This window comes from Pantoea allii, from assembly GCF_046529425.1.
In the GTDB taxonomy this organism is placed as follows: Bacteria; Pseudomonadota; Gammaproteobacteria; order Enterobacterales; family Enterobacteriaceae; genus Pantoea; species Pantoea allii.
Window position 1 is genome coordinate 3,511,275 of the sequence record NZ_CP125958.1, and the last position, 23,854, is coordinate 3,535,128.

The following is a 23,854-nucleotide window of genomic DNA, read 5'->3' on the forward strand; positions in this document are numbered from 1 at the left end:
GCACGGCCTGTGCCAACTCCGGGCCGAAGCGGGGAAGCGCATTAAAACAGAGAGTAATCAGTAACCTGCTCATCAGGCAAACCAACGTCCAGCGCAGAATCAGGGGTTTCATCCGGCTTTGTGTTGCAAATCGCAACACTGGAAAAACCAAGACGCTACAATTCCGCAACACTTTTCCGAACGCACGAGGTCATTCATGCAGGACAAGGTTTCCGATGCCACACTGCCCGCTATCGACAATAACCCACTGCTGAGTGATTCCTGGTTACGCAGCCAACTCTACGGGCTGGAGCGTTCGGCCGATGATTTTCCTCGCCTGCCCCAGACAGAGCTGACAGAACTGGTCGCCAGCAATACCGACCTGCAACAGTTTTCTCAGCCGGTGATGCGCAAGCTGGCACAGAAGGTGGCGCCGATGCAGTCGGTGGTCATTCTGTCTGACGCTGCGGGCCGGGTGCTGCATACGTTTGGTGATATGCAGGCGATGCAAAAGGCACAGCGCTTTGCCCTCGCTCCCGGCAACATCTGGAGCGAATGTGGCCGGGGCACGAACGCCATTGGCACAGCCCTGGCGATAGACGACGGCTGCGAAGTTGACGGTAATCAACACTTCCTGACCCGCAATCAGGGCCTTTACTGCGCCGCGATGCCGCTGCAAATGCCCAACGGACAGATCGCGGGCGTGCTGGATATCTCCGGCCCCGCCCATTTCTCCCACGATCACAGCTTTGCCTGGGTAAAGCAGGCCGCGCGGCAGATTGAGTACCTGTGGGTTAAGCAAAGCCTGCATCCGCAGCAGTGGCTAATGAGCCTGCACCCCGATGTGCACAAACTCGACAGCCTGGATGAGTTGCTGCTGGTGTTTTCGGATAACGTACTGACTGCCGCAAACCGCCTGGCGATGCGTGAACTGGGTCTGCACGCCGAGCAGCTTGGCATCACGACCTTTGAGCAGTTGTTTCCCCAGCGTAACCTGCAGGCCACGGCCCTGCCGACGCCGGTAATAACCGGCCATCAGCCTTATTACTATCGTCTGCGGGCACCGACCCGGACGCGCTTCAGCGTCGCCGCACGTCCTGCGCCACCGCTTCCTTTCTCCCTGCAAAATGAGGGCGACAAAATGGTGCGCCTGTTGAATGCCGGAGTGGCATTGTGCATTCGCGGGGAAACCGGCAGCGGGAAAGAGTACGTGAGCCGCGCATTGCATCAGCAGAGCCGCTGGCGTGCGGGCAAATTTGTGGCGATTAACTGCGCCGCGATTCCAGAATCGCTGATTGAATCCGAGCTGTTTGGCTATCAGCCCGGGGCGTTTACCGGGGCCAGCAAAAATGGCTATATCGGCAAAATTCGTGAGGCCGATGGCGGCGTCCTGTTTCTGGATGAAATTGGCGATATGCCGCTGGCGCTGCAAACCCGACTCCTGCGGGTGCTTCAGGAAAAAGAGGTCGCACCGCTGGGTTCCAGTCAGAGCTGGCCGGTGAACCTGGCCGTGATCAGCGCAACGCACCGGGATTTGGCCCAGCGCGTCAGCCAGGGCACATTTCGTGAGGATCTTCTTTATCGCTTACAGGAGTTTTCATTAACCATTCCGCCGCTGCGTGACTGGCCTTCGCTATCGACCTTTATCACACAGCTCTGGGGTGAACTGGGCGGCGATGCGCGTCAGATTGGGTTGTCACCTGAGGTCATGACGACATTAACGCGTTACCGCTGGCCGGGCAACGTACGCCAGCTACGTAGCCTGATGAAAGTCTTGCTGGCGCTGGCTGAAGATGGGGAAACCGTGGGGATAATGCACCTGCCGGAAGCGTACCGTAACGAGGAAGCGCCGGCGTTACCTGCACGTCAGCAACATGACGATCAGCTGATAAACGCCACGCTGCAGCAGTTTAACGGCAATATCAGCAAAACCGCACAGGCGTTAGGCGTTGCGCGCAGCACGCTGTATCGCCGCGCTGCACGCAATAAATACGGTTAATCGCGGAAGTTTTTAAACTGGAACGGCTGCCCCAGATTGCCGCCGCGCACCAGCGCCATCGCGCCCTGCAGATCGTCGCGTGACTTACCGGTGACGCGCAGGGATTCCCCCTGAATCTGCGTCTGCACTTTGAGCTTGCTGTCTTTGATCAGTTTCACCAGCTTTTTCGCCACATCGGCTTCAATGCCTTTTTTCATTTTGGCATCCAGGCTCCAGCTCTTGCCGCTGTGTTCAATCTCTTCTGGCACGTCCAGTGCCGCGCCTTCAATGCCGCGCTTGAGCATTTTTTCGCGCAGAATATCGACCAGTTGCTTAACCTGAAAGTCAGATTCACTGATGACTTTAATGGTTTCATTTTTTTCATTGAGTTCATAACTGGCGGTGACGTTGCGAAAATCGAAACGCGTTGCCAGTTCACGGTTAGCATTCTCTACCGCATTGCGAACTTCCTGCATGTCGACTTCTGAAACGATATCGAAAGATGGCATCTCTTCTTCTCCTGAGGCTAAACTGGCATGCATAATACGCGTCTTACGGCACTAAATAAAATCACGCTGTGCAGCGCTATACTTAACTCATTGTCACAGCGCATAAATAATAAGCCCGCGAGCGGGAGGCAGCATGAAAATAACCGTATTAGGATGTGGTGCGCTAGGTCAGGTCTGGCTCACCGCCCTTGCCCATTGCGGACACGATGTTCAGGGATGGCTGCGCGTCCCTCAGCCCTACTGTTCCGCTAACGTGATTGACCCGTTGGGCCGCGTGTCAAACCGGACATTTATCGCTAACGATCCGCTGTTTCTGGCCCAGAGCCAACTGCTGTTGGTGACGCTTAAAGCGCCACAGGTGTCGACCGCCGTTAAAAATCTGGAAAGCGTGATGTCGGAAAACTGCCCCGTGCTGCTGCTGCACAACGGGATGGGCACGCTGGGAGAACTCAAAGGGCTTCGGCAACCCCTGTTGCGCGGTATCACCACGCACGCCGCCATGCGAGACGGCACGGTGATCAAGCATGTCGCCAACGGCGTCACGCACATTGGCCCCGGCAACCGTAAAAGCGAGGGCGGAAGTGAGATTGCCGACATCCTGCATGACGCACTGCCCGACGTCGCCTGGCACGACAACATCCGCGCCGCCTGCTGGCGCAAACTGGCGGTTAACTGCGTGATTAACGCCCTGAGCGTGGAGCACGACTGTCAGAACGGCGCGTTGCGTCATTACAGCGGTGAAATAACGACGTTATGCGATGAAATCAGTTGGGTGATGGAACGCGAAGGCCAGTCCGTTGCCAGTCAGAGCCTGCAGGATCACGTCTTTGATGTGATTGAAACCACGGCGGCCAACACCTCATCGATGTTGCAGGATATTCGCGCGCAGCGGCTAACGGAAATTGAGTACATTACCGGTTTTCTGTTGCGCCGCGCACGCACGCACGGCTTAGTGTTGACAGAAAACACGCGCCTGTATGACATGATTAAACGCAAGGAGTCTTATTATGGGCGCGAGCGCCTCAGTACTGGTCTGTCTGGCTCATGGCAGTGAAGAAATCGAAGCGGTGACCACGCTTGATCTCCTGGTTCGCGGCGGTATAAAAACCCTCACCGCCAGCGTAGAAAGCGACGGAAGCCGGGAAATTGTCTGTTCCCGCGGCGTAAGGTTGCTGGCCGATGTGCCGCTGGTTGAGGTGGCGGACAATGACTATGACGCCATTGTGCTACCCGGTGGCCTCAAAGGAGCCGAGACGTTTCGCGACAGCCCGCTGCTGGTGGAAACCGTCCGCCAGTTCCATCAGTCAGGACGCATTGTTGCCGCCATCTGCGCGGCAGCCGGCACGGTACTGGTGCCGCACAATCTGTTTCCGGTAGGAAATATGACGGGCTTTCCCGGGTTGAAAGACAGGATACCGGAGGATAAATGGATGGAGCGTCGCGTCGTATGGGACCCACGGGTTAATCTGTTAACCAGCCAGGCTCCGGGCACGGCGATGGACTTTGCGCTGAAGTTAATTGATTTATTAGCAGGCAGTGATAAAGCGCGTGAGGTTGCAGCCCAGTTGGTACTGGCACCCGGCATTTATGATTATCAGGCAAGTTAGGATTGGGCGTTAAGACAGCAGATACAGCGCGCACGGTGCCCGCATCACTCTCAGGTGGACGCGGGCACTGCCGAAACAGTCATACTGTCTCGGATCGCCTTACGGGCGGTAAACTTTGACGTTTTTAAAACCCTGCTCATGCAGGTACAGCGCCTGTAACTTACTCATCACGCCGCGATCGCAATACAGCAGCCAGGTTTTGTTCTGATCGAGATCGCCAAACTGCGTGCTGAGTTTATAGAACGGCATCGATTTCACTTCGGTGCCCACCAACTGCAGCGGTTTGTCTTCCTGCTCATCCACCGAGCGAATATCCAGCACGCTGTCGTTTTCGTTCAGTAAGCCGACCGTTTCCACCTCGACGACGTCTTCCTGGGTCTGCTCAGCGATGTCGCGAATATCAACGTTAGTGGCTTCGGCCACCATGCGTTCCAGAATCGAGAAGTCAAAATGGCTTTCTTCGGCTTCGATTTTGCCTTTTACCGCCCTAACCGTCGGGCTTTTGGAAATCACACCACAATATTCCGGCATGGTGCTGGCAAAATCTTCGGTGCCGATCTCACGCGCGACCTTAATGATGTGTTCTTTATCATGGGAGATCAGCGGGCGCAGAATCAGCGTATCAGAGGCATTGTCGATCAAACGCAGGTTAGTCAGCGTCTGGCTGGATACCTGCCCCAGCGCTTCACCGGTCACCAGCGCCTGTACGCCATAACGTTCAGCCACCATCGACGCGGCGCGAACCATCATGCGCTTCAGCACCACGCCCATTTGGCCATCGTCGACTTTTTCTAAAATTTCGCCCACGACCGGCTCGAAGTTAATCGCCACAAAACGGACCCGATGCGAACGGCCAAAACGGTTCCAGATATAATGCGCCACCTGACGCACGCCGATTTCATGCGCTGCCCCACCAAGATTAAAGAAGCAGTAGTGCACCCGGCAACCGCGACGCATCAACATGTAGCTTGAAACGCCGGAGTCAAAACCGCCCGAGATCAGCGACAGCACGTCTTCCTGCGTGCCGATCGGGAAACCGCCCAGCCCTTCATAGCGTGCGGTGACCAGGGTTAAACGGTTTTCTTCCACTTCCAGATTGACCGTCACCTGCGGCTTTTTAAGCTGTACCGTCGCGCTGTCGATGTGCTGATTCAGACCACCGCCCACATAGCGTTCCACATCCTGCGAACTGAAGCTGTGTTTGCCCCGGCGCTTAACCCGCACGCAAAACGTTTTGTTTTCAAGAGCATCGCGATACTGCGCCAGCGTCTGCTCAAAAATATGGTGGATATCGGTATATTCACGATCTTCAACCGCAAGGACATGATGAATACCGGGGATGCGCATGAGCTCATCAGGAATGACCCTGCGCATGGCTTCATCTTTACAGCGCACTTCAATATGATCCCAGTGACGCACGACCGCAATCTCATCGCTGACCGTTTTGAGCACGTTACGGATATTGCTGGCAAGAATCTTAATAAAGCGCAGGCGCACCGACTGACTCTTGATGGTGATTTCGGGAAATAACTTGACGATAAACTTCATGGCGATACAGCTTCGTTGGGCAAATAAGTGCTAAAACAGGCTGCACTTAGCTGGTAAGATCATAAAATTGCGGGGTGCCAGGCGCATCCGCATCCGAGGCGCGAGAGTATATCACCTTTACCCGGTGACTGCTTCTGCAACAGCATGCGCATTGATTATTTTGCTAATCATTCTCTGTCAGCTACCATGACCGATTGCAAGATAACGTCCCAACCGTGAGTCGATCCTAACTATGCCGAAAAAAGCCGAACAGCCAGCCAGCTTTGAAACGTCATTGCAGCAGCTGGAACAGATTGTCAGCCGTCTGGAAAGTGGTGAACTGCCGTTGGAAGAGGCACTCAATGAATTTGAGCGCGGCGTGCAGTTAGCACGCAACGGCCAACAGACGCTGCAACAGGCTGAGCAGCGCGTTCGTATTTTACTCAGCGATGATAAAGACGCCGACCTCTCCTCCTTTACGCCGGAAAACAGCTAATGGATTTTCCTGAACTGCTCGACGCCTATCACCGACAGGTGAACCGCGCGTTGACGGGCTTATTAGATGCTCTGCCTTTTCAGAGTTCTCCTCTGGTGAATGCCATGCAGTATGGGGCATTATTGGGCGGAAAACGCCTGCGCCCGTTTCTGGTCTACGCCACCGGCGAAATGCTTCACGCCGACAAAGCCAGCCTGGATGCGCCCGCTGCGGCAGTTGAGTGTATTCATGCCTATTCACTGATTCATGACGATCTTCCGGCAATGGACGATGACGCCCTGCGTCGTGGTCAACCGACTTGCCATATCAAATATGGTGAAGACACGGCTATCCTTGCCGGGGATGCGCTGCAAACGCTGGCCTTTTCGATTCTTGCCGACCAGCCGATGCCTGGCGTAAGCGCGGAATACCGACTGGCCATGCTGTCCGAGCTGGCAAAAGCCAGCGGCGTAGCCGGCATGTGCGGTGGACAGGCGTTGGATTTGGCCGCTGAAGGTCAGTCAGTGGGCCTGACCCAACTTGAACAGATTCATCGTCATAAAACCGGGGCATTAATTCGCGCAGCCGTTCGGCTCGGCGCCTTTGCCGCCGGGGAAAAAGGTCGTGAAGCGCTCCCGCATCTTGACCGCTATGCCGATGCGATTGGCCTGGCTTTTCAGGTGCAGGATGACATCCTGGATGTGACGGGCGACACAGCTGTCATCGGAAAACGTCAAGGTGCCGATCAAGATCTTGGAAAAAGCACCTATCCTTCACTGATGGGTCTGGATAATGCCCGCACTAAGGCACTGGATTTGTATCAGGAAGCCGTCGATGCTTTGCATATGCTCTCTGCAAAATCCTATAACACTAAAGCCTTGAAGGCGCTGGCGAGCTTCGTAATTGAACGCGATAAATAACTTCCATGATGAGTCACTGATGAGTTTTGATACTACAAAATACCCGACACTGGCGCAGGCAGAAACGGTTCAGGCGCTGCGAGCCCTGCCTAAAGAGAAATTGCCTGCGCTTTGCAACGAGCTGCGCCAGTATTTATTAGACAGCGTGAGCCGCTCAAGCGGCCATTTTGCGTCGGGCCTGGGCGTGGTCGAGCTGACGGTGGCGCTGCATTACGTTTATAACACACCGTTCGATCACCTGGTCTGGGACGTCGGTCATCAGGCTTATCCGCACAAAATTTTAACGGGTCGTCGCGATCGCATTGGCTCTATTCGCCAAAAGAACGGCGTGCATCCGTTTCCCTGGCGCGGTGAGAGTGAATACGACGTGCTGAGCGTGGGCCACTCCTCCACCTCCATCAGTGCCGGACTGGGGATGGCTGCGGCTGCCGAACGTGAAGGCAAAGGCCGTCGCACCGCCTGCGTTATCGGTGATGGCGCAATCACTGCCGGCATGGCGTTTGAAGCCATGAACCATGCGGGCGATATCAAGTCCGATATGCTCGTTATTCTGAATGACAATGAAATGTCGATTTCCGAAAACGTGGGTGCCCTGAATAACCGACTGGCGCAGATTTTATCCGGCAAAACCTATGCCCGTTTGCGTGAGGGCGGTAAGCGCGTCCTGACCGGCCTGCCGCCTATCAAAGAGTTAGTCCGGCGCACCGAAGAGCACCTGAAAGGCATGGTCGTGCCCGGTACGCTGTTCGAAGAGCTGGGATTTAACTATATCGGCCCGGTTGACGGACATGATGTCCTGACGCTGGTGAATACGCTGAGCAACATGCGCAGCCTGAAAGGCCCGCAGTTCCTGCATATTATGACCAAAAAGGGCAAAGGTTATGCGCCGGCGGAGCAGGACCCTATCGCCTGGCATGCGGTGCCAAAATTTGACGTTGCCAGCGGCGAGCTGCCAAAAAGCGCCGAAGGTTTGCCGAGCTATTCCAAAATTTTCGGTAACTGGCTGTGCGAGATGGCCGCTGACGATGCCAAACTGATGGCCATTACGCCAGCCATGCGTGAAGGTTCCGGCATGGTGGGTTTCTCTCGCAAGTATCCCAATCAATATTTTGATGTCGCTATTGCGGAACAGCATGCGGTGACCTTTGCAGCGGGCCTGGCCATTGGCGGCTATAAACCGGTGGTGGCTATCTATTCCACCTTCCTGCAGCGCGCCTACGATCAGGTGATTCACGATGTGGCGATTCAGAAGCTGCCGGTGTTGTTTGCTATCGATCGTGGCGGCATCGTGGGTGCTGACGGTCAAACGCACCAGGGCGCGTTCGATCTCGCCTACCTGCGCTGCGTTCCGGACATGGTGATTATGACGCCGAGCGACGAGGACGAATGTCGCCAGATGCTGTATACCGGCTATCACTATCAGGATGGCCCGGCTGCGGTTCGCTATCCGCGCGGCACCGGCACCGGCGCGGCATTAACGCCGCTGCAAAGCCTGCCGCTGGGTAAAGGCGTGGTAAAACGTCAGGGCGAAAAACTGGCTATCCTCAACTTTGGTACGCTGTTGCCAGAAGCGAGCCAGGTGGCGGAAGCGCTCAATGCCACGCTGGTTGACATGCGCTTTGTGAAACCGCTGGATACGGCACTGATCACTGAACTGGCGGCCCGTCACGAATCCTTGATTACGCTGGAAGAAGGCGCGATTAAAGGCGGCGCAGGTAGCGGCGTGAATGAGTATGTCATGGCTAAGCGCCTGGGTGTGCCGGTGCTGAATATCGGCCTGCCTGATGAGTTTATTCCACCCGGCACGCAGGAAGAGATGCGTCACGTCTACCAACTGGACGTTGACGGTATTCAACAGCAAATCAGTCGCTGGCTGGCGCAATAGTTCCCTGCCCCGCTCTCTGCGGAGAGCGGTATTCCTGCTATGCTTGATCCCCTGGGAAAGACATAGCAGGAGTCATCATGAAAACCATTCAATTAGCGAATACCGACTTAAGGGTTTCACGGCTTTGCCTGGGCTGTATGACCTTCGGCGAACCCGATCGTGGCAAGCACGCCTGGACACTGCCTGAAGAGAGCAGCCGTCCGCTCATCCGCCAGGCACTCGAAGCCGGGATCAATTTTTTCGATACTGCGAACAGCTATTCGGATGGCAGTAGCGAGGAAATTGTAGGCCGGGCGCTTAACGATTTCGCCCGGCGTGATGAGGTGGTGGTCGCCACCAAAGTTTTCTTTCCCATGAGCAATCTGTCGCAGGGCTTATCCCGTCAAAATATCCTGCAATCCATTGACGACAGCCTGCAACGGCTCGGCATGGACTATGTCGATCTTCTGCAAATTCACCGCTGGGACTATGACACGCCGCTGGAAGAGACGCTGGATGCGCTTAACGAGGTGGTGAAATCAGGAAAGGCGCGTTATATCGGTGCCTCCTCAATGCATACCAACCAGTTTGCTCAGGCCCTGGCATTGCAGGACCAGGAGGGCTGGGCGCGCTTTGTCACCATGCAGGATCAGTACAATCTGATTCAGCGTGAAGAAGAGCGTGAGATGCACCCCTTGTGCCAGCGGGAAAACATTGCGGTTCTGCCCTGGAGTCCGCTGGCGCGCGGCAAGCTTACCCGTCCGTGGGGAGAAACGACCGCACGCTCCGTGTCGGATGAGGTCATCAAATCCCTCTATGCCTCAACCGAGGAAAACGACGCCGTGATAGCCGAGCGCCTGGCGCAGGTTGCCGCAGATAAAGGCGCGACGCGTGCACAGGTGGCTCTGGCCTGGCTGCTTAGCAAGCCTGCCGTCACCGCGCCGATTATCGGTGCCTCCCGTGCAGAGCAGTTTGCCGATCTGGTCAATGCGGTAAACGTCGAGCTGACGCCAGATGATATCGCCAAACTGGAAGAGGCTTATCAACCGCATCCGGCAACGGGCTATCAGTAAGGGATTTTCAGGGAGGCGCGCTATCCGGGCAGCGGCATTGTCTGTTGAATATGCGCTAATCTGAGCACTGATTTGATAGTGACGACCGTTCCCGCGATTGCACGGGAAAGGTCGTTGTGCTGTAAAGCAATATGCAGGTTAAAACGATGTTGTTTTACGTCACCCGGCAAGGTTATCCCGCCAGATAAACGCCTGTACCGTACAGCATCGCCGCCGCGATAATGCCTGCGATAATATCATCCACCATGATGCCCATACCGCCGTGCACGTTACGGTCAAACCAGCGAATCGGCCAGGGCTTCCAGATATCCAGCACCCGGAACAGGACAAAGCCGCTGACCACCCATTGCCAGCTGTTAACCGGAATCGCCATCAGGGTAATCCACATCCCGATAAACTCATCCCAGACAATGCTACCGTGGTCATGCACGCCCATATCTTTGGCGGTGCGATGGCAGAGGTAAACGCCCACGCTAATGCCCAGTAACACGACCAGCGAGTACAGGTCATGAGGGAGAAAGGTCATGAGCCACCAAAACGGGATAGCAGCCAGCGATCCCACCGTACCCGGCATAAACGGGCTGAGCCCGCTGCCGAAGCCGGTCGCCAGTAAATGCCAGGGATTGCGCAGGCGCAGGCGACTTTTGGCGAGGCTTTTATCTGTGGTCAAAATGGTCGAATCCTTTATGGCGGAATTCTGTCGGTTTGCCGTTGTCCAGCAGGGACAGTCCTTCTGACTCCGGTGCCATCTGGCCGATACAGGTGTAAGGCACGCCAAGATGACCCAGTGCCACGTCCAGCGCGCCGCGATTGACTTCCGGTACGCTAAAGCACAGTTCGTAGTCCTCTCCGCCGCTCAGCGCCCAGCGCAGTACCTGCGCGGCATCAAAGTTTTCACGCAGTGCAGAAGACAGCGGCAGCGCATCAAGATTGATCCTGGCACCACAGCCGCTGGCTTTCAGCACATGACCCAAATCGGAGATCAGCCCGTCCGATAAATCAATGGCCGATGACGCCAGGGAACGCAACGACTGCCCCTGCAGAATGCGCGGCATCGGGCGCAAATGGCGCTTGATCAGGGCTTCATGTATCGCCGGATCGTCAATGCGACAGTGATGTTGTAATAACGCCAGTCCGGCGGCACTGTCACCCAGCGTGCCGGTCACGTAGATCCAGTCGCCCGGTTTAGCGCCCGATCGTTTCAATGCTTTGCCGTGCGGGATCAAACCATGAATTCCCAGCGTCAGGCTGAGCGGCCCGCGCGTCGTGTCGCCACCGACCAGTTGCATGTCGTAATATTCCAGCAGGTCGAACAGGCTTTCGCTAAAGCTGCTTAACCAGGCTTCATTGACCTCAGGCAAGGTCATCGCCAGCGTCAGCCAGGCAGGATCGGCCCCCATTGCAGCCAAATCGCTCAGGTTAACCGCCAGAGATTTGTAGGCTAAATCGGCAGGATGGATAGAAGGCAGGAAGTGGACGCCTGAAACCAGCGTATCGGTGCTGACCGCCAGCGTCTGTTTTTCGGGCACGCTAAGCAACGCGCAATCGTCGCCGATGCCGAGTTCGACATCACGGCGGCTCCGCGTTCTGCGGTTGAAGTAGCGTGCGATGAGTTCAAATTCACCACATGACATAATTGCGTTCCGCTTAACCATTAATGAAAAAGGCCGGCAAGCCGGCCTTATTGATTATTTGCGTTGGGGTCTAATCTGTGGACCGGCTTTATCCAGTACGCCGTTGACAAATTTATGGCTGTCTTCGGCACCAAATACTTTCGCCAGTTCGATACCTTCGTTGATGGCCACTTTGTAGGGCACATCAGAACGCTTGCTCAATTCATACAGCGAAATACGCAGAATGGCTTTTTCCACCTGCCCCAGCTCTTCAAGCTGACGCGACAGATAGGGCTTCATTAAGCCATCCAGGTACGCGCTGTTGGTCGCCACACCGGTCAGCAGTTCGCGGAAATAGGTAATGTCGACGTCTTTGACGTCTTGTTCCGCCAGAAACTGGTATTCCACATCGGCAATGTCGTTGTTGGACAACTGCCAGGAGTAAAGCGCCTGGACAGCGCACTCACGGGCGCGACGACGAGCAGCAGGTTTCACAAAATTCCCCTTACAAAAATCAGGCTTTAATGGCTTTCAATACGTTGATCATTTCAAGCGCGGTCAGGGCCGCTTCGGCACCTTTATTACCCGCTTTGGTTCCAGCACGCTCAATGGCCTGCTCGATATTTTCGGTCGTCAGTACGCCAAATGCCACAGGAAGATCACAGTCCATGGCAACGCTGGCAATACCGGAGCTGGCTTCGCCTGCGACATATTCGAAGTGCGCAGTGCCACCACGAATCACGGTACCCAGAGCAATAACGGCATCGTATTTGCCGGTTTTTGCCAGCGCACGCGCTGCCAGCGGCAGTTCATAAGCACCAGGCACCCAGACAACGGTGATATTGTCATCGCTGACCTGGCCGATGCGCTTCAGGGCATCGACTGCGCCGTCTAACAGGCTGTCATTGATGAAGTTGTTAAAACGCGCGATAACGATGGCAATGTTTGCCTCAGGCGTTGCAACGGCAGCTTCGATAACTTTCATACATATCCTTTCAGGGGTTTGTTTGGCCCCGCGCAGGGGGGCGGATTCTAACATACTCTTTGGCGGCGTGCTCTCGCTTTTCCGCCTCTGTTATTGCGGTGTCAGGGTCAGGCGCACATCGCTGCCGACCTGACGGATATCGCTGAAGGCAAAGACTGGCGCATCGGCCAACGCTGTCAGGCCCGCCAGCTGGCACAAACCACGCGCGTCATTGCCGAGTAATTTCGGGGCGACATATAAAATCAGCTCATCAACCAGGCCTGCCTGAAGTAGCGCACCCGCCAGCGTGGCACCCGCTTCTACCCAGACGCTGTTAATTTGCCGCTGGCCCAGCACCATCATCAGGGCCACTAAATCCAGCTGGCTGTCGCGCAGCGGAACAGGAATTTGCGTGATCGTTTCGGGCCAGCGCAGATCGTCGGCCTGCTGACGCATCAGCCAGGTTTCGCCCAATTGTTCAATAAGTTTGTGCTGAGGCGTTACGCGATTCTGGCTATCGACGATCACTCTGACCGGCTGACGCAGCTGTGCTTCATCCACCAGGCGCTGGCTGTCGCTGTCCAGTTCTGACCAGCGCACCGTTAACGAGGGATCATCCGCCAGAACCGTTGCGCTCGTGCTGAGGATGGCAGAGCTCTGGGCGCGCAACCGCTGTACATCCCGCCTGGCAGCCGCCGAGGTGATCCACTGGCTTTCACCGTTTGCCATTGCTGTGCGGCCGTCCAGCGATGCGCCCAGTTTTAACTGTATCCAGGGAAAGCCGGTGCGCATGCGTTTCAGAAAACCGCGATTCAGGGCTTCCGCTTCCTGCATCATCAGTCCGTGGCTGACCTCAATGCCCGCCTGGCGCAGACGATGCAATCCCCGCCCAGCCACCTGCGGATTGGGGTCCTGCATGGCAGCAACTACCCGCGTTACGCCAGCGGCAATAAGCGCGTCGCAACAGGGCGGCGTGCGGCCGTGATGGCTGCAGGGTTCCAGCGTCACATAGGCGGTCGCCCCCCGGGCGCGGTCACCCGCCATACGTAGCGCATGCACTTCTGCATGGGGTTCACCGGCGCGCTGGTGCCAGCCTTCTCCAACAATCTGGCCGTCGCGTACAATCACGCAGCCGACATTCGGATTGGGCGTGGTCGTAAAGCGGCCGCGCCGCGCCAGTTCCAGCGCGCGCGCCATAGCGTGTTCATCAGTCATGATTTAATCCTGTAATCTGGCAATCTCTTCGCCAAAATCACGCACATCTTCGAAGCTGCGATAAACGGAAGCAAAGCGAATATAGGCCACCTTATCGAGCTTTTTCAGTTCATCCATGACCAGGTTCCCAATCAGCTTGCTGGGGATTTCACGTTCACCGGTCGCGCGCAACTGGGTTTTAATATGGCTTACCGCACTCTCTACCGCATCCGCACTGACCGGACGCTTTTCCAGCGCTTTCATCATGCCGCTGGCGAGTTTGTCTTCATTGAAAGGTTCACGCACATCGTTGCTTTTCACCACGCGCGGCATCACCAGCTCAGCCACTTCAAACGTCGTAAAACGCTCATGGCACACCAGACATTGACGACGGCGCCGCACTGATGAACCCTCACTAACCAGACGAGAATCAATCACTTTAGTGTCTACAGCGGAGCAGAATGGGCAATGCATGACGTTTCCTGACACGAGATAAATAGGTCATACAGTGTAGCGCGAACTGCAGGTCAACAAAATCGATTCCCGTGCTTTACCCTGTCGTCCTTACAGCCTGAGGGAGCAAAACGCTCACGAAGACAAAAAGCAGGCCGCTTACCGCGTCATGCGCTAAATGTTATCCCCGTCAGCAGGCGTTATCTTTGCAATGAAGCCGGCACAAACGCCGGCGCGGCTTGCTTGTTAGCGATGACGCGGACGCAACGCGGCAGTGGGTTTACACGGCCGGATTAGCCGACAGAGATAATCTGGATGGGGATGTCAAGGGTGAACCTCAGGTCGTCAGACTATTCCGTTAACGGAAAAAGAAACGCCTGGTCGCTAAAGGCAGTCTTGACGCCATCGCTCACGTAGAAGATAACGTGATGTCGGCAACGGTCAGGTTAAAAGGCACGACCGGATACGTGAACGCCATTGATTTCGATAAATCATTGCAGCCCCACGGACAACCTGTGCCGGGGCGGTTTTTAGGTATTTCTCTATAACGGAAAAGGATAAATGATGATCAGGACGGTTTGGGCACCTGCGGCCCTGTCGCTGGTTCTGTTGAGTGGTTGCAGCACAACGCAACAGCCGCAGGTGAAACAGCTCCATCAGGAAGTCAGCCAACTCAATCAGCAGATGCAGCAACTCACCAGCCAGGCAGGCGCGGTGGAGATTCAGGGACAGCTTAACGCGCACTCGCAGCAGGGCGCATGGCTATTACCGCAGGCAAATACGCCTGTTGAATTGCAAACCCAGGCCGGTACGTTGCGCTTATCGTTATCACAGGTTGAGGCAGAAGCTGGCGGATCACACGCTAACCTGACCCTGCAGACACGCGATAATCAGCCGCTGCCTGCGCTGGAGGCCACCGTGGTGTGGGGCCAGCTTGACCCCGCAACGGGCAAGCCGCTTGAAGCCGACAGCCTGACTCAGACCATCGCGGTGCCCACCGCGCTGACGCCGCGCAGTTCGGTCACGGTTCCGTTACGTTTGAGCGGTATTACGCCAGAGCAGCTCGGCTATGTCCGGGTTCATCAGGTGCTGGCCAAAACGGCTGCGCCCAGGTCTTAACGACAAAAAAAAGCCGCCAGATTGCGCTAGCGGCTTTTCCATGATGCGCAGATTACGGCAGGATGGAAGGCTGGTCTGCGCCCTCTTTCTCGACTTTCTGCACCAGCATGTGTTCGCGTTTCATGCCCAGCTTCAGCGCCAGCGCTGAAGAGACATAAATCGACGAAATCGTACCAATAGTGACACCGATCAGCATGGTCAGCGAGAAGCCTTTCAGCAGCGCACCACCAAAGATGAACAGAATCAGGATCATCGCCAACGTCGTCAGCGAGGTGATCAAGGTACGGCTCAAGGTCTGGGTCAGGGACACGTTGGTAATATCGTAAGAGGACCCGCGGCGGATCTTGCGGAAATTCTCACGAATACGGTCCGACACCACGATTTTATCGTTAAGTGAATAACCGATAACCGACATCAGCGAGGCCACAATGGTGAGGTCGATCTCCACCCGGAACAGCGACAGCAGGCCACAGGTGATGATCACGTCATGTGCCAGTGCCAGCACCGTACCCAGCGCCAGACGCCACTCAAAGCGAATACCGATATAGATCAGAATCGCAATCAGTGCCGACATTAAGGCTAACGCACCGGCCTGCGCCAGATCGCTGCCTACGCTGGGTCCAACAAACTCGATACGTTTTACCGTCGCGTTTTGCTGCGTGGTCTGGTTAATTACCGTCACCACTTTATTACCTAACTCGGTGCCTGCAGGGCCAGTAACCGGTGGCATACGCACCATCACGTCACGGCTGCTGCCAAAGTTCTGGATCAGCGGCTCCTGGAAACCGGCCTTAACCAGCTCGCCACGAATCGTGTCGAGATCGGCAGGTTTCTCCAGGTTGATCTCAATCACCGTACCGCCGGTGAAATCGAGACCCCAGTTAAAGCCACGTACGCCAACAATGGCAATCGAGATGATGATTAACAATCCCGAAATAATAAATGCCAGCGTATCCCAGCGCATAAAGTCGACGACTTTACGGCCGTGGTTTAACTGCTCAATGTTATATTCCTGTGCCACAACGCACTCCTCAGATAGACAGCTTTTTGACGCGCTTGCCACCGTACATCAGGTTAATGATGGCGCGGGTACCGACAATCGATGTGAACATTGAGGTCGCGATACCAATAGCCGTTGTAATCGCAAAGCCCTTAATGGACCCCGTACCCACCGCATACAGAATCACCACTTTGATCAGGGTGGTTACGTTAGCATCGACAATACTGGAGAAGGCGCCTTTATAGCCCTCATGGATTGCCTGCTGTACGGAACGCCCGTTGCGCAGTTCTTCTTTAATACGTTCGTTAATCAGTACGTTAGCATCGACTGCCACCGCCAGCGTCAGGACGATACCGGCAATGCCTGGCATCGTCAGCGTCGCACCCGGTAACAGGGACATAATACCGACAATCAGCACCAGGTTTGCCAGCAGCGCGCTGGTGGCAATCAGGCCCACTTTCTTGTAGTACAGCACCATAAACAGGATAGAGGCGACCAGGCCCCACAGGCAGGCTTCCAGACCCTGAGTAATGTTCTGCTGACCCATGGTTGGACCGATGGTACGCTCTTCCACAATCTGGATAGGCGCAATCAGCGCACCGGCGCGCAGCAGCAGCGACAGCTGACGTGCTTCGTTCGGGTTGCCGATACCGGTAATACGGAAGCTGTTGCCAAGGCGCGACTGGATATTGGCGACGTTAATCACCTCTTCCTGTTTCACCAGAATGGCTCGACCGTTAGCATCTTTCTTACCGCTGTCTTTGTACTCCACAAACAGGGTCGCCATCGGCTTACCGATGTTGTCCTTGGTGAAGTTAGACATAATATTACCGCCCGCGCCGTCCAGTGAAATGTTCACCTGAGGCTGGTTGTACTCATCCATGCTGGATGTGGAGTCGGTAATATGGTCCCCCGTCAGGATGACACGCTTATAGAGCACCACAGGGCGTCCGTCGCGCGTGTCTTTCACTTCCGAGTCGCCCGGTACGCGGCCACTGGCGGCGGCGCTTGGGTCCACGCTGGTGTTAACCAGACGGAATTCCAGCGTCGCTGTCGCGCCCAAAATCTCTTTGGCACGTGCGGTGTCCTGAATACCTGGCAGTTCAACCACGATGCGGTCAGAACCCTGACGCTGTACCAGGGGTTCAGCAACGCCCAGCTGGTTGACACGGTTACGCAGAATAGTGATGTTCTGTTGAACAGCGTATTCACGTGCTTCGCTGAGACGCGCATCGGTCATGGTGGCACGCAGCGAATCATCGCCGCTGCTGTTGATGACCAGGTCCTGATGACGGGATGACAACCACTTCACCGCAGCATCGCGGCTGGCAGCATCACGGAAACGAATTTCCACGCCGTAGTTAGCAATCTTATTGACGTTGGTATAGGGAATATTTTTTTCGCGCAGGTCGCTGCGCAGGCTGTCAGCATTCTGCTCTTGCAGTTTGCTCAGGGCAGTATCCATATCCACTTCCATCAGGAAGTGCACACCACCACGCAGATCGAGGCCAAGCTTCATTGGCTGTGCCGCCAGCAGAGCCAGCCAGCGCGGCGTTGCCGGTGCGAGGTTCAGGGCAACCACATAGTTTTCGCCCAGCGCTTTCATGATCGCTTCACGGGCGCGCAGTTGCACATCCGTATTGGCAAAACGCGCAGTGATCGCGCCATTTTCCAGGGCAACAGACTTAGTTTGAATATTGTCTTGTTTTAATACGTTCTGAATTTGATCCAACGTTTGCTCACTGGCGGCGCTTCCGCGCGCGCCAGTGATCTGAACAGCCGGATCCTCACCATAAAGGTTGGGAAGTGCATACACCAGGCCAATGACAAGCACCACGACCAGCATTATGTACTTCCACAAAGGATAACGATTTAACACGGCAGTTCCCTTAGGGAAGTAAAAATTACAGCGCCTTCATAGAACCTTTCGGCAGGACGGCAGCCACGAAATCACGTTTGATAACCACTTCAGTAGTGTCGTTCAGCGCAATAGCAATGTAGCCGGTTTCTGCCACTTTTGTTACGCGACCCACCAGGCCACCGTTCGTCAGGACTTCATCACCCTTGGAGATAGAATCCATCAGCTTCTTGTGCTCTTTTGCACGCTTCTGCTGCGGGCGCAGGATCATGAAGTAAAAGATCAGGCCAAAGACGACCAGCATGATCACCAGAGAATACGGACTTCCCTGAGACGGTGCGCCTGCTGCAGCCACAGCGTCAGAAATGAAAAAGCTCATTAAATTTCCCTCATTGATGAATTATCAGACGTTAAAGGCGGAACCGCTTTGCCCGTCCGTTGGTAGAACTCGCTAACAAAGCGCTCTAATTTACCCTCTTCGATAGCCTGGCGTAAACCCGCCATCAAACGCTGGTAATAGCGCAGGTTATGAATCGTGTTCAGACGTGCGCCCAGTATTTCGTTACAGCGATCAAGATGATGCAAGTACGCACGGCTGTAATTGCGACAGGTGTAACAATCACACTCCGCATCCAGCGGCGAAACATCGTCTTTATGCTTCGCATTGCGAATTTTTACCACGCCATCGGTCACAAATAAGTGGCCATTACGCGCATTACGCGTTGGCATGACGCAGTCAAACATATCCACGCCGCGACGCACGCCTTCAACCAGATCTTCAGGTTTACCGACGCCCATCAGGTAACGGGGTTTGTCCTCGGGAATCTGCGGGCAAACATGCTCAAGGATACGGTGCATATCCTCTTTAGGCTCACCGACCGCCAGGCCGCCCACAGCGTACCCATCAAAGCCAATCTCTACCAGACCTTTCACAGAGACATCACGTAAATCTTCGTAAACCGAGCCCTGAATAATGCCAAACAGCGCATTTTTGTTCCCCAGGCTGTCAAAACGGTCACGACTGCGTTGCGCCCAGCGCAGAGACATCTCCATAGAGCGCTTGGCATAATCCCAGTCTGCCGGGTACGGCGTGCACTCATCGAAGATCATCACGATGTCCGATCCCAGGTCGTACTGGATCTCCATCGATTTTTCCGGATCGAGGAAAATTGCGTCACCGTTGATCGGATTGCGGAAATGGACACCGGCTTCGGTGATCTTACGAATGTCGCCCAGGCTAAACACCTGGAAGCCGCCAGAATCGGTCAGTATCGGGCCTTTCCACTGCATAAAATCATGCAAATCACCGTGCAGCTTCATGATTTCCTGGCCGGGACGCAGCCAGAGGTGGAAAGTGTTGCCCAGAATAATTTGCGCGCCGGTTTCCTGCACTTCTTCCGGCGTCATGCCCTTCACGGTGCCATAGGTACCCACGGGCATAAACGCCGGGGTTTCCACCACGCCACGATCGAAAATCAGACGACCGCGACGCGCGCGACCGTCTGTGGTATCAAGTTCAAATTTCACAAAACCTCCATTGGAGAAACAGTCCAATGTTTAAATTAAAACAGATCAGGCACCCACTTTTTCCTGCGGAGCCTGTGGGTTTTTGCTGATAAACATCGCGTCGCCGTAGCTGAAGAAACGGTATTCTTCCGCCACCGCCGCACGATAAGCAGCCATCGTGTGCTGATAACCGGCAAAGGCCGATACCAGCATGATCAACGTCGATTCGGGCAGATGGAAATTGGTGATCAACGCATCAATCACCTGATACTCATAGCCCGGATAGATAAAGATTTGGGTGTCATCGAAGAACGGCGCAATCAGCGCATCCTGGCTGGCTTTGGCTGCACTTTCCAGCGAGCGTACTGAGGTTGTCCCCACCGCGACGACTTTATTGCCACGGGCTTTACAGGCCAGCACCGCATCCACAACCTCCTGCGGAACTTCCGCATATTCGGCATGCATGTGGTGTTCTTCAATCGTTTCTACGCGCACCGGCTGGAACGTCCCTGCCCCGACGTGCAGGGTAACAAAGGCCATTTCAACGCCTTTGTCTTTCAGCGCCTGAATCAGGGGTTCATCAAAGTGCAGACCGGCGGTCGGGGCCGCGACGGCCCCCGGGCGCGCGCTGTATACCGTCTGGTAAAGCTCGCGATCGGCCTCTTCATCGGGACGATCAATATACGGCGGCAGCGGCATATGGCCTACGCTGTTGAGGATGTCCAGAACGGCCCGATCGTCCTCGAACGCAATCTCAAACAGGGCATCGTGGCGAGCGACCATCGTGGCGTTAACGCTTTCATCGTCGCCCAGCAGCAACGCTGCGCCAGGCTTTGGCGCTTTGGACGCCCTCACGTGTGCCAGCACGCGCTTGTCATCAAGCATGCGCTCAACCAGCATTTCGATTTTACCGCCGCTTGCCTTGCGACCAAACACCCGGGCCGGGATCACGCGCGTGTTGTTAAACACCAGCAGATCGCCAGGTTGCAGCTTGTCCAGCACATCGGTAAACACGCCATGGCTCAGTGCACCACTTGGACCGTCCAGCGACAGTAAGCGGCAACCGCTACGCTGCGCCTGGGGATAATGGGCGATAAGGGATTCGGGCAATTCAAAAGCAAAATCGGCGACACGCATGACAGACTTCTTACTCAGAAAAACAGGCGGCACAGTTTAGCGGAAAATCGCTCAATTCTGAACAACTGGCTGCGCAAAGCGAGTTGCGCTTATAATAGCGCATGAATTTTCTTGCTCATCTTCACTTAGCCCATCTTGCAGACAGCTCGCTACTCGGCAATCTGATGGCGGATTTCGTTCGCGGTGCGCCGCATCAACACTGGCCCAAACCGGTGGCCGACGGCATTCTGATGCATCGTCGCCTGGATGTTATGACCGATGCCTTGCCGGAAGTGCGAGAGGCGCGTCAGCGGTTTCGGGCTGAAACCTACCGTGTCGCACCCATTACCCTGGATGTTATCTGGGACCATTTTCTGGCGCGCCACTGGGATCGCTTTCACCAGGCACACACGTTGCAACAATTTACCGCCAAAGCCGAAAGTGAAATTGTTCCGCAACTGGCGGCCACGCCTGACGAATTTAAAGCCCTCAATGCGGTGATGTGGCGTGAACGCTGGTTCGAGCATTACGCTGATCCACAGCGTCTTGAACGGGTGCTGAACGGGATGGCGAGCCGTCGGCCAAAACTGGCCGCTCTGCGCGACTCTTATCACGACTTTAGGGCGCATTATGCTGCGTTTGAAGCCTGCTTTTTCCAGTTTTATCCGCGCCTGATGACCCTGGCTGTCGAGCAGCAGCTATAACCTCCCCTCCTTTTTACATCGGGTTTGTGAGCGCTTTTCATTGCACCATCAACCTGTAACGCTGAAAAAGCGCGCAGTCAGTCATACAGCCGTATTGCCATTACTTCCGGTCTGCGGCTTAATAAGCCTTGCTTAACTATGATTTACGTTGCTCTCACTGTCAGACCGCCTGTTCAGGCGCTTCCTTTATCCGATATGGTTTAAAATCATAAGAGGGAAACATGTCATCCGCTTCGCATTCTGAAATTGACGCGCGCTATCATTACGCCTGCGAAATCGCCCGTGCGGCGGCAAGCCGCGCCTGGTCATGGTATCAACAGCGTCAAAAACTGGTGGTGGAACATAAAAGGGATCTTCAGGATGTGGTCAGTGAAGCTGACCGCAACGTTGAAGAATTAATTAAATCATTGATCTCAGAACGTTATCCAGACGATGCCGTTTTAGGCGAGGAGAGCGGCGGTGACACGCAAGGTGCCCGTATTGTATGGGTGATCGATCCCATTGATGGCACAGCCTGCTTTGTTAACGGCCTGCATAACTGGTGCGTCTCGCTGGCGATTGTGTGCGATGGCGAGCCGGTCGTTGGCGTGATTTGCGATCCCAATCATCACGAGCTGTTTCACGCCCGCAAAGGAAACGGCGCCTGGCTCAACGAGACCCGGCTCGAAGTGCATAAAGCCCGGCACCTCAATGAAGGCCTGCTGGGGATCAGTAACTCCAGCCGGGTTCCCGGTGAAAAAGTGACGCAGCTCATCGATGCCCTGCTCAGGGAAGGTGGGATGTTTATTCGCATCGGCTCCGGGGCTTTAACCAGTGCCTGGGCCGCCGCAGGCCGTCTGATTGGCTATTATGAAGCACATATGCATCCCTGGGACAGCCTGCCCGGCATCGTGTTAATGCGTGAGGCCGGCGGGGTGACCAACGATTATCTGCGCAACGACGGTCTGAAAAAGGGCAATCCTGTTTTGCTGGCGAATGCGGTAATCTATCCGCAAATTAAAGCGCTGCTTGCGACGCATGAAATTGAGGATTGATGATGCCTGCCCATGTTCCCCGGCGCTTGATTGCGCTCTGCGCGTTGTGGTTGTTGGCGGGGCCGCTGCACGCGGCCCCGGAATACCAACTTGAGAAAGTGGTAGAACTGAGCCGACACGGGGTACGTCCGCCGACGCCCGGTAATCGTAAAGAGATTGAAACGGCAAGCCAGCAGCCATGGTACGTCTGGAGCACGGCAGACGGTGAACTGACGGGCCATGGCTACAGCGCGGTGGTGAATAAAGCACGCTGGGAAGGGGAGCACTATCGCCAGTTGGGTTTACTCAACGCGGGTTGCCCTGATGCGACATCGCTCTACGTGCGCGCCAGCCCGCTGCAGCGAACGCGCGCTACCGCCGAGGCGCTGGTGGACGGTGCCTTTCCCGGCTGTGGCGTTACCGTTCATACCGTTAAGGGCGATGTCGATCCGCTGTTTCAGACGGAAAAGCTCCCCTTTGCCCAGACCGATCCGCAGCGCGAACTGGCGGCAAAACAGCGCGTGGCGGGCGATTTAATCCAACGCCAGCAGCAGCTTCAGCCTGCGATTGCGCTGCTTAAACAGTCGGTATGTCCGGCCAGCAGCGATTGTCCGTTTTTCGATCGCCCCTGGCAGTTCAAACAGACAAAAAGCGGCAGCGTTTATGTTGAAGGCTTAAGCGCCATGGCCGCCATGGTCGAGACGCTGCGGCTGGGTTACAGTGAAAACTTGCCGTTCGCGAAGCTGGCCTGGGGGCACATTACGTACGCCCAACAGATCACCGCCCTGCTCCCGCTGCTGACAGCCAATTATGATCTCAGCAATGATGTGCTCTACATGGCACAACGTCACGGTTCCCTGCTGCTGTCCCAGATGCTTGAGGCTATTAAAGGTAATGATCCGGACGTGCGCTGGCTGCTTCTGGTGGCACATGACACCAACATTGCGATGGTGCGCCGCTTAATGGGATTTGAATGGCAACTGCCCGGCTATACGCGCGGTAATATTCCACCGGGAAGCAGCCTGGTGCTGGAACGCTGGCGGGATCGAAATACGCATCAGCGCTACCTGCGCCTCTATTTTCAGGCACAAAGTCTGGATGGTCTGCGTCAGTTGCAACCGGTGAGCGACAGCCATCCCCTGTTGCGTCAGGAATGGCGGCAACCCGGATGCAAAATCACAGCGGTCGGGACGCTTTGCCCGTTACAGGCGGCCGTTACGCAGTTGGGTAAGCAGACAGATAACAGCGCGCGCGTTCCGGTCAGCATGATATTGCCGTCTTCGGACGGATAACGTACGCGGCCCGGACGGTTTCGCCGGGCGTAGCGCTGGCCTTTGTCTTATTTTACGGCAACTTATTTAATGGCGGCGCGTTTTGCATTA

Annotated in this window: 24 protein-coding genes; 11 read left to right on the top strand and 13 right to left on the bottom strand. The window is 55.5% G+C overall.

Annotated elements, in window-relative coordinates:
• Positions 1-196 precede the first annotated feature (196 nt).
• On the top strand, positions 197-1,978 hold the full coding sequence (locus tag QNH99_RS16700; protein WP_172897418.1) for a sigma-54-dependent Fis family transcriptional regulator: 1,782 nt from the start codon (positions 197-199) through the stop codon (positions 1,976-1,978).
• Here the strand turns inward: QNH99_RS16700 and QNH99_RS16705 are convergent.
• The gene (locus QNH99_RS16705) at positions 1,975-2,466 is read right to left on the bottom strand and encodes a YajQ family cyclic di-GMP-binding protein (protein WP_063878638.1); all 492 of its coding nucleotides are present in this window, start codon (positions 2,464-2,466) and stop codon (positions 1,975-1,977) included. The two genes, QNH99_RS16700 and QNH99_RS16705, sit on opposite strands and share 4 nt — an antisense overlap.
• 133 nt (positions 2,467-2,599) lie before the next feature.
• Between QNH99_RS16705 and panE the strand changes: the two genes are divergently transcribed.
• On the top strand, positions 2,600-3,520 hold the full coding sequence (gene panE / locus QNH99_RS16710; protein WP_063878637.1) for a 2-dehydropantoate 2-reductase: 921 nt from the start codon (positions 2,600-2,602) through the stop codon (positions 3,518-3,520).
• Positions 3,474-4,073, top strand: coding sequence for a protein deglycase YajL (gene yajL, locus QNH99_RS16715; RefSeq protein ID WP_096011999.1), 600 nt, complete (start codon positions 3,474-3,476; stop codon positions 4,071-4,073). Before panE ends, yajL begins: the two co-directional genes overlap by 47 nt.
• A 99-nt stretch (positions 4,074-4,172) precedes the next feature.
• Here the strand turns inward: yajL and thiI are convergent, their stop codons facing one another.
• Positions 4,173-5,621 carry a tRNA uracil 4-sulfurtransferase ThiI gene (gene thiI, locus QNH99_RS16720; protein ID WP_096012000.1) on the bottom strand — a complete coding sequence of 483 codons (1,449 nt, stop codon included), beginning with the start codon at positions 5,619-5,621 and terminating at the stop codon, positions 4,173-4,175.
• A gap of 232 nt (positions 5,622-5,853) precedes the next feature.
• On the opposite strand from thiI, the gene xseB reads away from it, so the two are divergent.
• From xseB to QNH99_RS16740, 4 genes are all read left to right on the top strand, one after another.
• Positions 5,854-6,096: an exodeoxyribonuclease VII small subunit gene (gene xseB, locus QNH99_RS16725; RefSeq protein WP_063878634.1), complete on the top strand. Its 243-nt coding sequence runs from the start codon at positions 5,854-5,856 to the stop codon at positions 6,094-6,096.
• Entirely contained in the window at positions 6,096-6,995 is a 900-nt protein-coding gene (gene ispA / locus QNH99_RS16730) for a (2E,6E)-farnesyl diphosphate synthase (RefSeq protein WP_410516944.1), read from the top strand. The genes xseB and ispA overlap by 1 nt, the downstream gene beginning before the upstream one ends.
• A 19-nt stretch (positions 6,996-7,014) precedes the next feature.
• Positions 7,015-8,880 (top strand): 1-deoxy-D-xylulose-5-phosphate synthase, encoded by a 1,866-nt coding sequence (gene dxs, locus QNH99_RS16735; protein WP_241567247.1) that lies wholly within the window; start codon positions 7,015-7,017, stop codon positions 8,878-8,880.
• Between the two features lie 77 nt (positions 8,881-8,957).
• Positions 8,958-9,932: an aldo/keto reductase gene (locus QNH99_RS16740; RefSeq protein ID WP_410516945.1), complete on the top strand. Its 975-nt coding sequence runs from the start codon at positions 8,958-8,960 to the stop codon at positions 9,930-9,932.
• A gap of 172 nt (positions 9,933-10,104) precedes the next feature.
• Here the strand turns inward: QNH99_RS16740 and pgpA are convergent, their stop codons facing one another.
• The 6 genes from pgpA to nrdR all read right to left on the bottom strand — a co-directional run bounded on the left by pgpA (position 10,105) and on the right by nrdR (position 14,177).
• Positions 10,105-10,602, bottom strand: a complete 498-nt coding sequence (gene pgpA, locus QNH99_RS16745; protein ID WP_096012003.1) for a phosphatidylglycerophosphatase A — start codon at positions 10,600-10,602, stop codon at positions 10,105-10,107.
• Entirely contained in the window at positions 10,589-11,566 is a 978-nt protein-coding gene (thiL, locus tag QNH99_RS16750; RefSeq protein WP_096012004.1) for a thiamine-phosphate kinase, read from the bottom strand. Before thiL ends, pgpA begins: the two co-directional genes overlap by 14 nt.
• A gap of 54 nt (positions 11,567-11,620) precedes the next feature.
• The gene (gene nusB, locus QNH99_RS16755; protein WP_063878628.1) at positions 11,621-12,040 is read right to left on the bottom strand and encodes a transcription antitermination factor NusB; all 420 of its coding nucleotides are present in this window, start codon (positions 12,038-12,040) and stop codon (positions 11,621-11,623) included.
• A gap of 19 nt (positions 12,041-12,059) precedes the next feature.
• Positions 12,060-12,530: a 6,7-dimethyl-8-ribityllumazine synthase gene (gene ribE, locus QNH99_RS16760; protein ID WP_410516946.1), complete on the bottom strand. Its 471-nt coding sequence runs from the start codon at positions 12,528-12,530 to the stop codon at positions 12,060-12,062.
• A 90-nt stretch (positions 12,531-12,620) separates the two neighbouring features.
• A complete protein-coding gene (gene ribD, locus QNH99_RS16765; RefSeq protein ID WP_410516947.1) occupies positions 12,621-13,724 on the bottom strand; it encodes a bifunctional diaminohydroxyphosphoribosylaminopyrimidine deaminase/5-amino-6-(5-phosphoribosylamino)uracil reductase RibD in 1,104 nt (367 codons plus the stop codon).
• Between the two features lie 3 nt (positions 13,725-13,727).
• Positions 13,728-14,177: a transcriptional regulator NrdR gene (nrdR, locus tag QNH99_RS16770; protein WP_006117986.1), complete on the bottom strand. Its 450-nt coding sequence runs from the start codon at positions 14,175-14,177 to the stop codon at positions 13,728-13,730.
• 543 nt (positions 14,178-14,720) lie between these two features.
• On the opposite strand from nrdR, the gene QNH99_RS16775 reads away from it, so the two are divergent.
• Positions 14,721-15,275 (top strand): DUF3251 domain-containing protein, encoded by a 555-nt coding sequence (locus QNH99_RS16775; protein WP_410516453.1) that lies wholly within the window; start codon positions 14,721-14,723, stop codon positions 15,273-15,275.
• Between the two features lie 52 nt (positions 15,276-15,327).
• Here QNH99_RS16775 and secF read toward each other — a convergent pair whose 3' ends face one another.
• Genes secF through queA form a run of 5 tightly spaced genes read right to left on the bottom strand, consistent with a single transcriptional unit; the run spans position 15,328 to position 20,776 of the window.
• Positions 15,328-16,296 carry a protein translocase subunit SecF gene (secF, locus tag QNH99_RS16780; RefSeq protein ID WP_063878624.1) on the bottom strand — a complete coding sequence of 323 codons (969 nt, stop codon included), beginning with the start codon at positions 16,294-16,296 and terminating at the stop codon, positions 15,328-15,330.
• A gap of 10 nt (positions 16,297-16,306) precedes the next feature.
• Entirely contained in the window at positions 16,307-18,154 is a 1,848-nt protein-coding gene (gene secD, locus QNH99_RS16785; RefSeq protein WP_096012006.1) for a protein translocase subunit SecD, read from the bottom strand.
• Positions 18,155-18,179: 25 nt separating this feature from the next.
• Positions 18,180-18,512: a preprotein translocase subunit YajC gene (yajC, locus tag QNH99_RS16790; protein WP_006117993.1), complete on the bottom strand. Its 333-nt coding sequence runs from the start codon at positions 18,510-18,512 to the stop codon at positions 18,180-18,182.
• Positions 18,512-19,660: a tRNA guanosine(34) transglycosylase Tgt gene (gene tgt, locus QNH99_RS16795; RefSeq protein WP_063878622.1), complete on the bottom strand. Its 1,149-nt coding sequence runs from the start codon at positions 19,658-19,660 to the stop codon at positions 18,512-18,514. Before tgt ends, yajC begins: the two co-directional genes overlap by 1 nt.
• Before the next feature lie 45 nt (positions 19,661-19,705).
• Positions 19,706-20,776 carry a tRNA preQ1(34) S-adenosylmethionine ribosyltransferase-isomerase QueA gene (gene queA / locus QNH99_RS16800; protein ID WP_410516948.1) on the bottom strand — a complete coding sequence of 357 codons (1,071 nt, stop codon included), beginning with the start codon at positions 20,774-20,776 and terminating at the stop codon, positions 19,706-19,708.
• A 101-nt stretch (positions 20,777-20,877) separates the two neighbouring features.
• Between queA and QNH99_RS16805 the strand changes: the two genes are divergently transcribed.
• From QNH99_RS16805 to QNH99_RS16815, 3 genes are all read left to right on the top strand, one after another.
• A complete protein-coding gene (locus tag QNH99_RS16805; protein WP_063878620.1) occupies positions 20,878-21,459 on the top strand; it encodes an ACP phosphodiesterase in 582 nt (193 codons plus the stop codon).
• Between the two features lie 221 nt (positions 21,460-21,680).
• On the top strand, positions 21,681-22,493 hold the full coding sequence (locus QNH99_RS16810) for an inositol monophosphatase family protein (RefSeq protein WP_063878619.1): 813 nt from the start codon (positions 21,681-21,683) through the stop codon (positions 22,491-22,493).
• Positions 22,493-23,764 carry a histidine-type phosphatase gene (locus QNH99_RS16815; protein WP_410516949.1) on the top strand — a complete coding sequence of 424 codons (1,272 nt, stop codon included), beginning with the start codon at positions 22,493-22,495 and terminating at the stop codon, positions 23,762-23,764. The genes QNH99_RS16810 and QNH99_RS16815 overlap by 1 nt, the downstream gene beginning before the upstream one ends.
• Positions 23,765-23,854 lie beyond the last annotated feature (90 nt).

Excerpts from the sequence above, each read along its gene's own strand:
- thiI (WP_096012000.1), bottom strand. The coding sequence starts at position 5,621 with ATGAAGTTTATCGTCAAGTTATTTCCCGAAATCACCATCAAGAGTCAG.
- QNH99_RS16705 (WP_063878638.1), bottom strand. The coding sequence starts at position 2,466 with ATGCCATCTTTCGATATCGTTTCAGAAGTCGACATGCAGGAAGTTCGC.
- QNH99_RS16810 (WP_063878619.1), top strand. The coding sequence starts at position 21,681 with ATGTCATCCGCTTCGCATTCTGAAATTGACGCGCGCTATCATTACGCC.
- thiL (WP_096012004.1), bottom strand. The coding sequence starts at position 11,566 with ATGTCATGTGGTGAATTTGAACTCATCGCACGCTACTTCAACCGCAGA.
- QNH99_RS16700 (WP_172897418.1), top strand. The coding sequence starts at position 197 with ATGCAGGACAAGGTTTCCGATGCCACACTGCCCGCTATCGACAATAAC.
- ribD (WP_410516947.1), bottom strand. The coding sequence starts at position 13,724 with ATGACTGATGAACACGCTATGGCGCGCGCGCTGGAACTGGCGCGGCGC.
- QNH99_RS16805 (WP_063878620.1), top strand. The coding sequence starts at position 20,878 with ATGAATTTTCTTGCTCATCTTCACTTAGCCCATCTTGCAGACAGCTCG.
- nrdR (WP_006117986.1), bottom strand. The coding sequence starts at position 14,177 with ATGCATTGCCCATTCTGCTCCGCTGTAGACACTAAAGTGATTGATTCT.
- queA (WP_410516948.1), bottom strand. The coding sequence starts at position 20,776 with ATGCGTGTCGCCGATTTTGCTTTTGAATTGCCCGAATCCCTTATCGCC.
- xseB (WP_063878634.1), top strand. The coding sequence starts at position 5,854 with ATGCCGAAAAAAGCCGAACAGCCAGCCAGCTTTGAAACGTCATTGCAG.
- QNH99_RS16815 (WP_410516949.1), top strand. The coding sequence starts at position 22,493 with ATGATGCCTGCCCATGTTCCCCGGCGCTTGATTGCGCTCTGCGCGTTG.
- panE (WP_063878637.1), top strand. The coding sequence starts at position 2,600 with ATGAAAATAACCGTATTAGGATGTGGTGCGCTAGGTCAGGTCTGGCTC.
- QNH99_RS16775 (WP_410516453.1), top strand. The coding sequence starts at position 14,721 with ATGATCAGGACGGTTTGGGCACCTGCGGCCCTGTCGCTGGTTCTGTTG.
- ispA (WP_410516944.1), top strand. The coding sequence starts at position 6,096 with ATGGATTTTCCTGAACTGCTCGACGCCTATCACCGACAGGTGAACCGC.
- QNH99_RS16740 (WP_410516945.1), top strand. The coding sequence starts at position 8,958 with ATGAAAACCATTCAATTAGCGAATACCGACTTAAGGGTTTCACGGCTT.
- dxs (WP_241567247.1), top strand. The coding sequence starts at position 7,015 with ATGAGTTTTGATACTACAAAATACCCGACACTGGCGCAGGCAGAAACG.
- yajL (WP_096011999.1), top strand. The coding sequence starts at position 3,474 with ATGGGCGCGAGCGCCTCAGTACTGGTCTGTCTGGCTCATGGCAGTGAA.
- yajC (WP_006117993.1), bottom strand. The coding sequence starts at position 18,512 with ATGAGCTTTTTCATTTCTGACGCTGTGGCTGCAGCAGGCGCACCGTCT.
- ribE (WP_410516946.1), bottom strand. The coding sequence starts at position 12,530 with ATGAAAGTTATCGAAGCTGCCGTTGCAACGCCTGAGGCAAACATTGCC.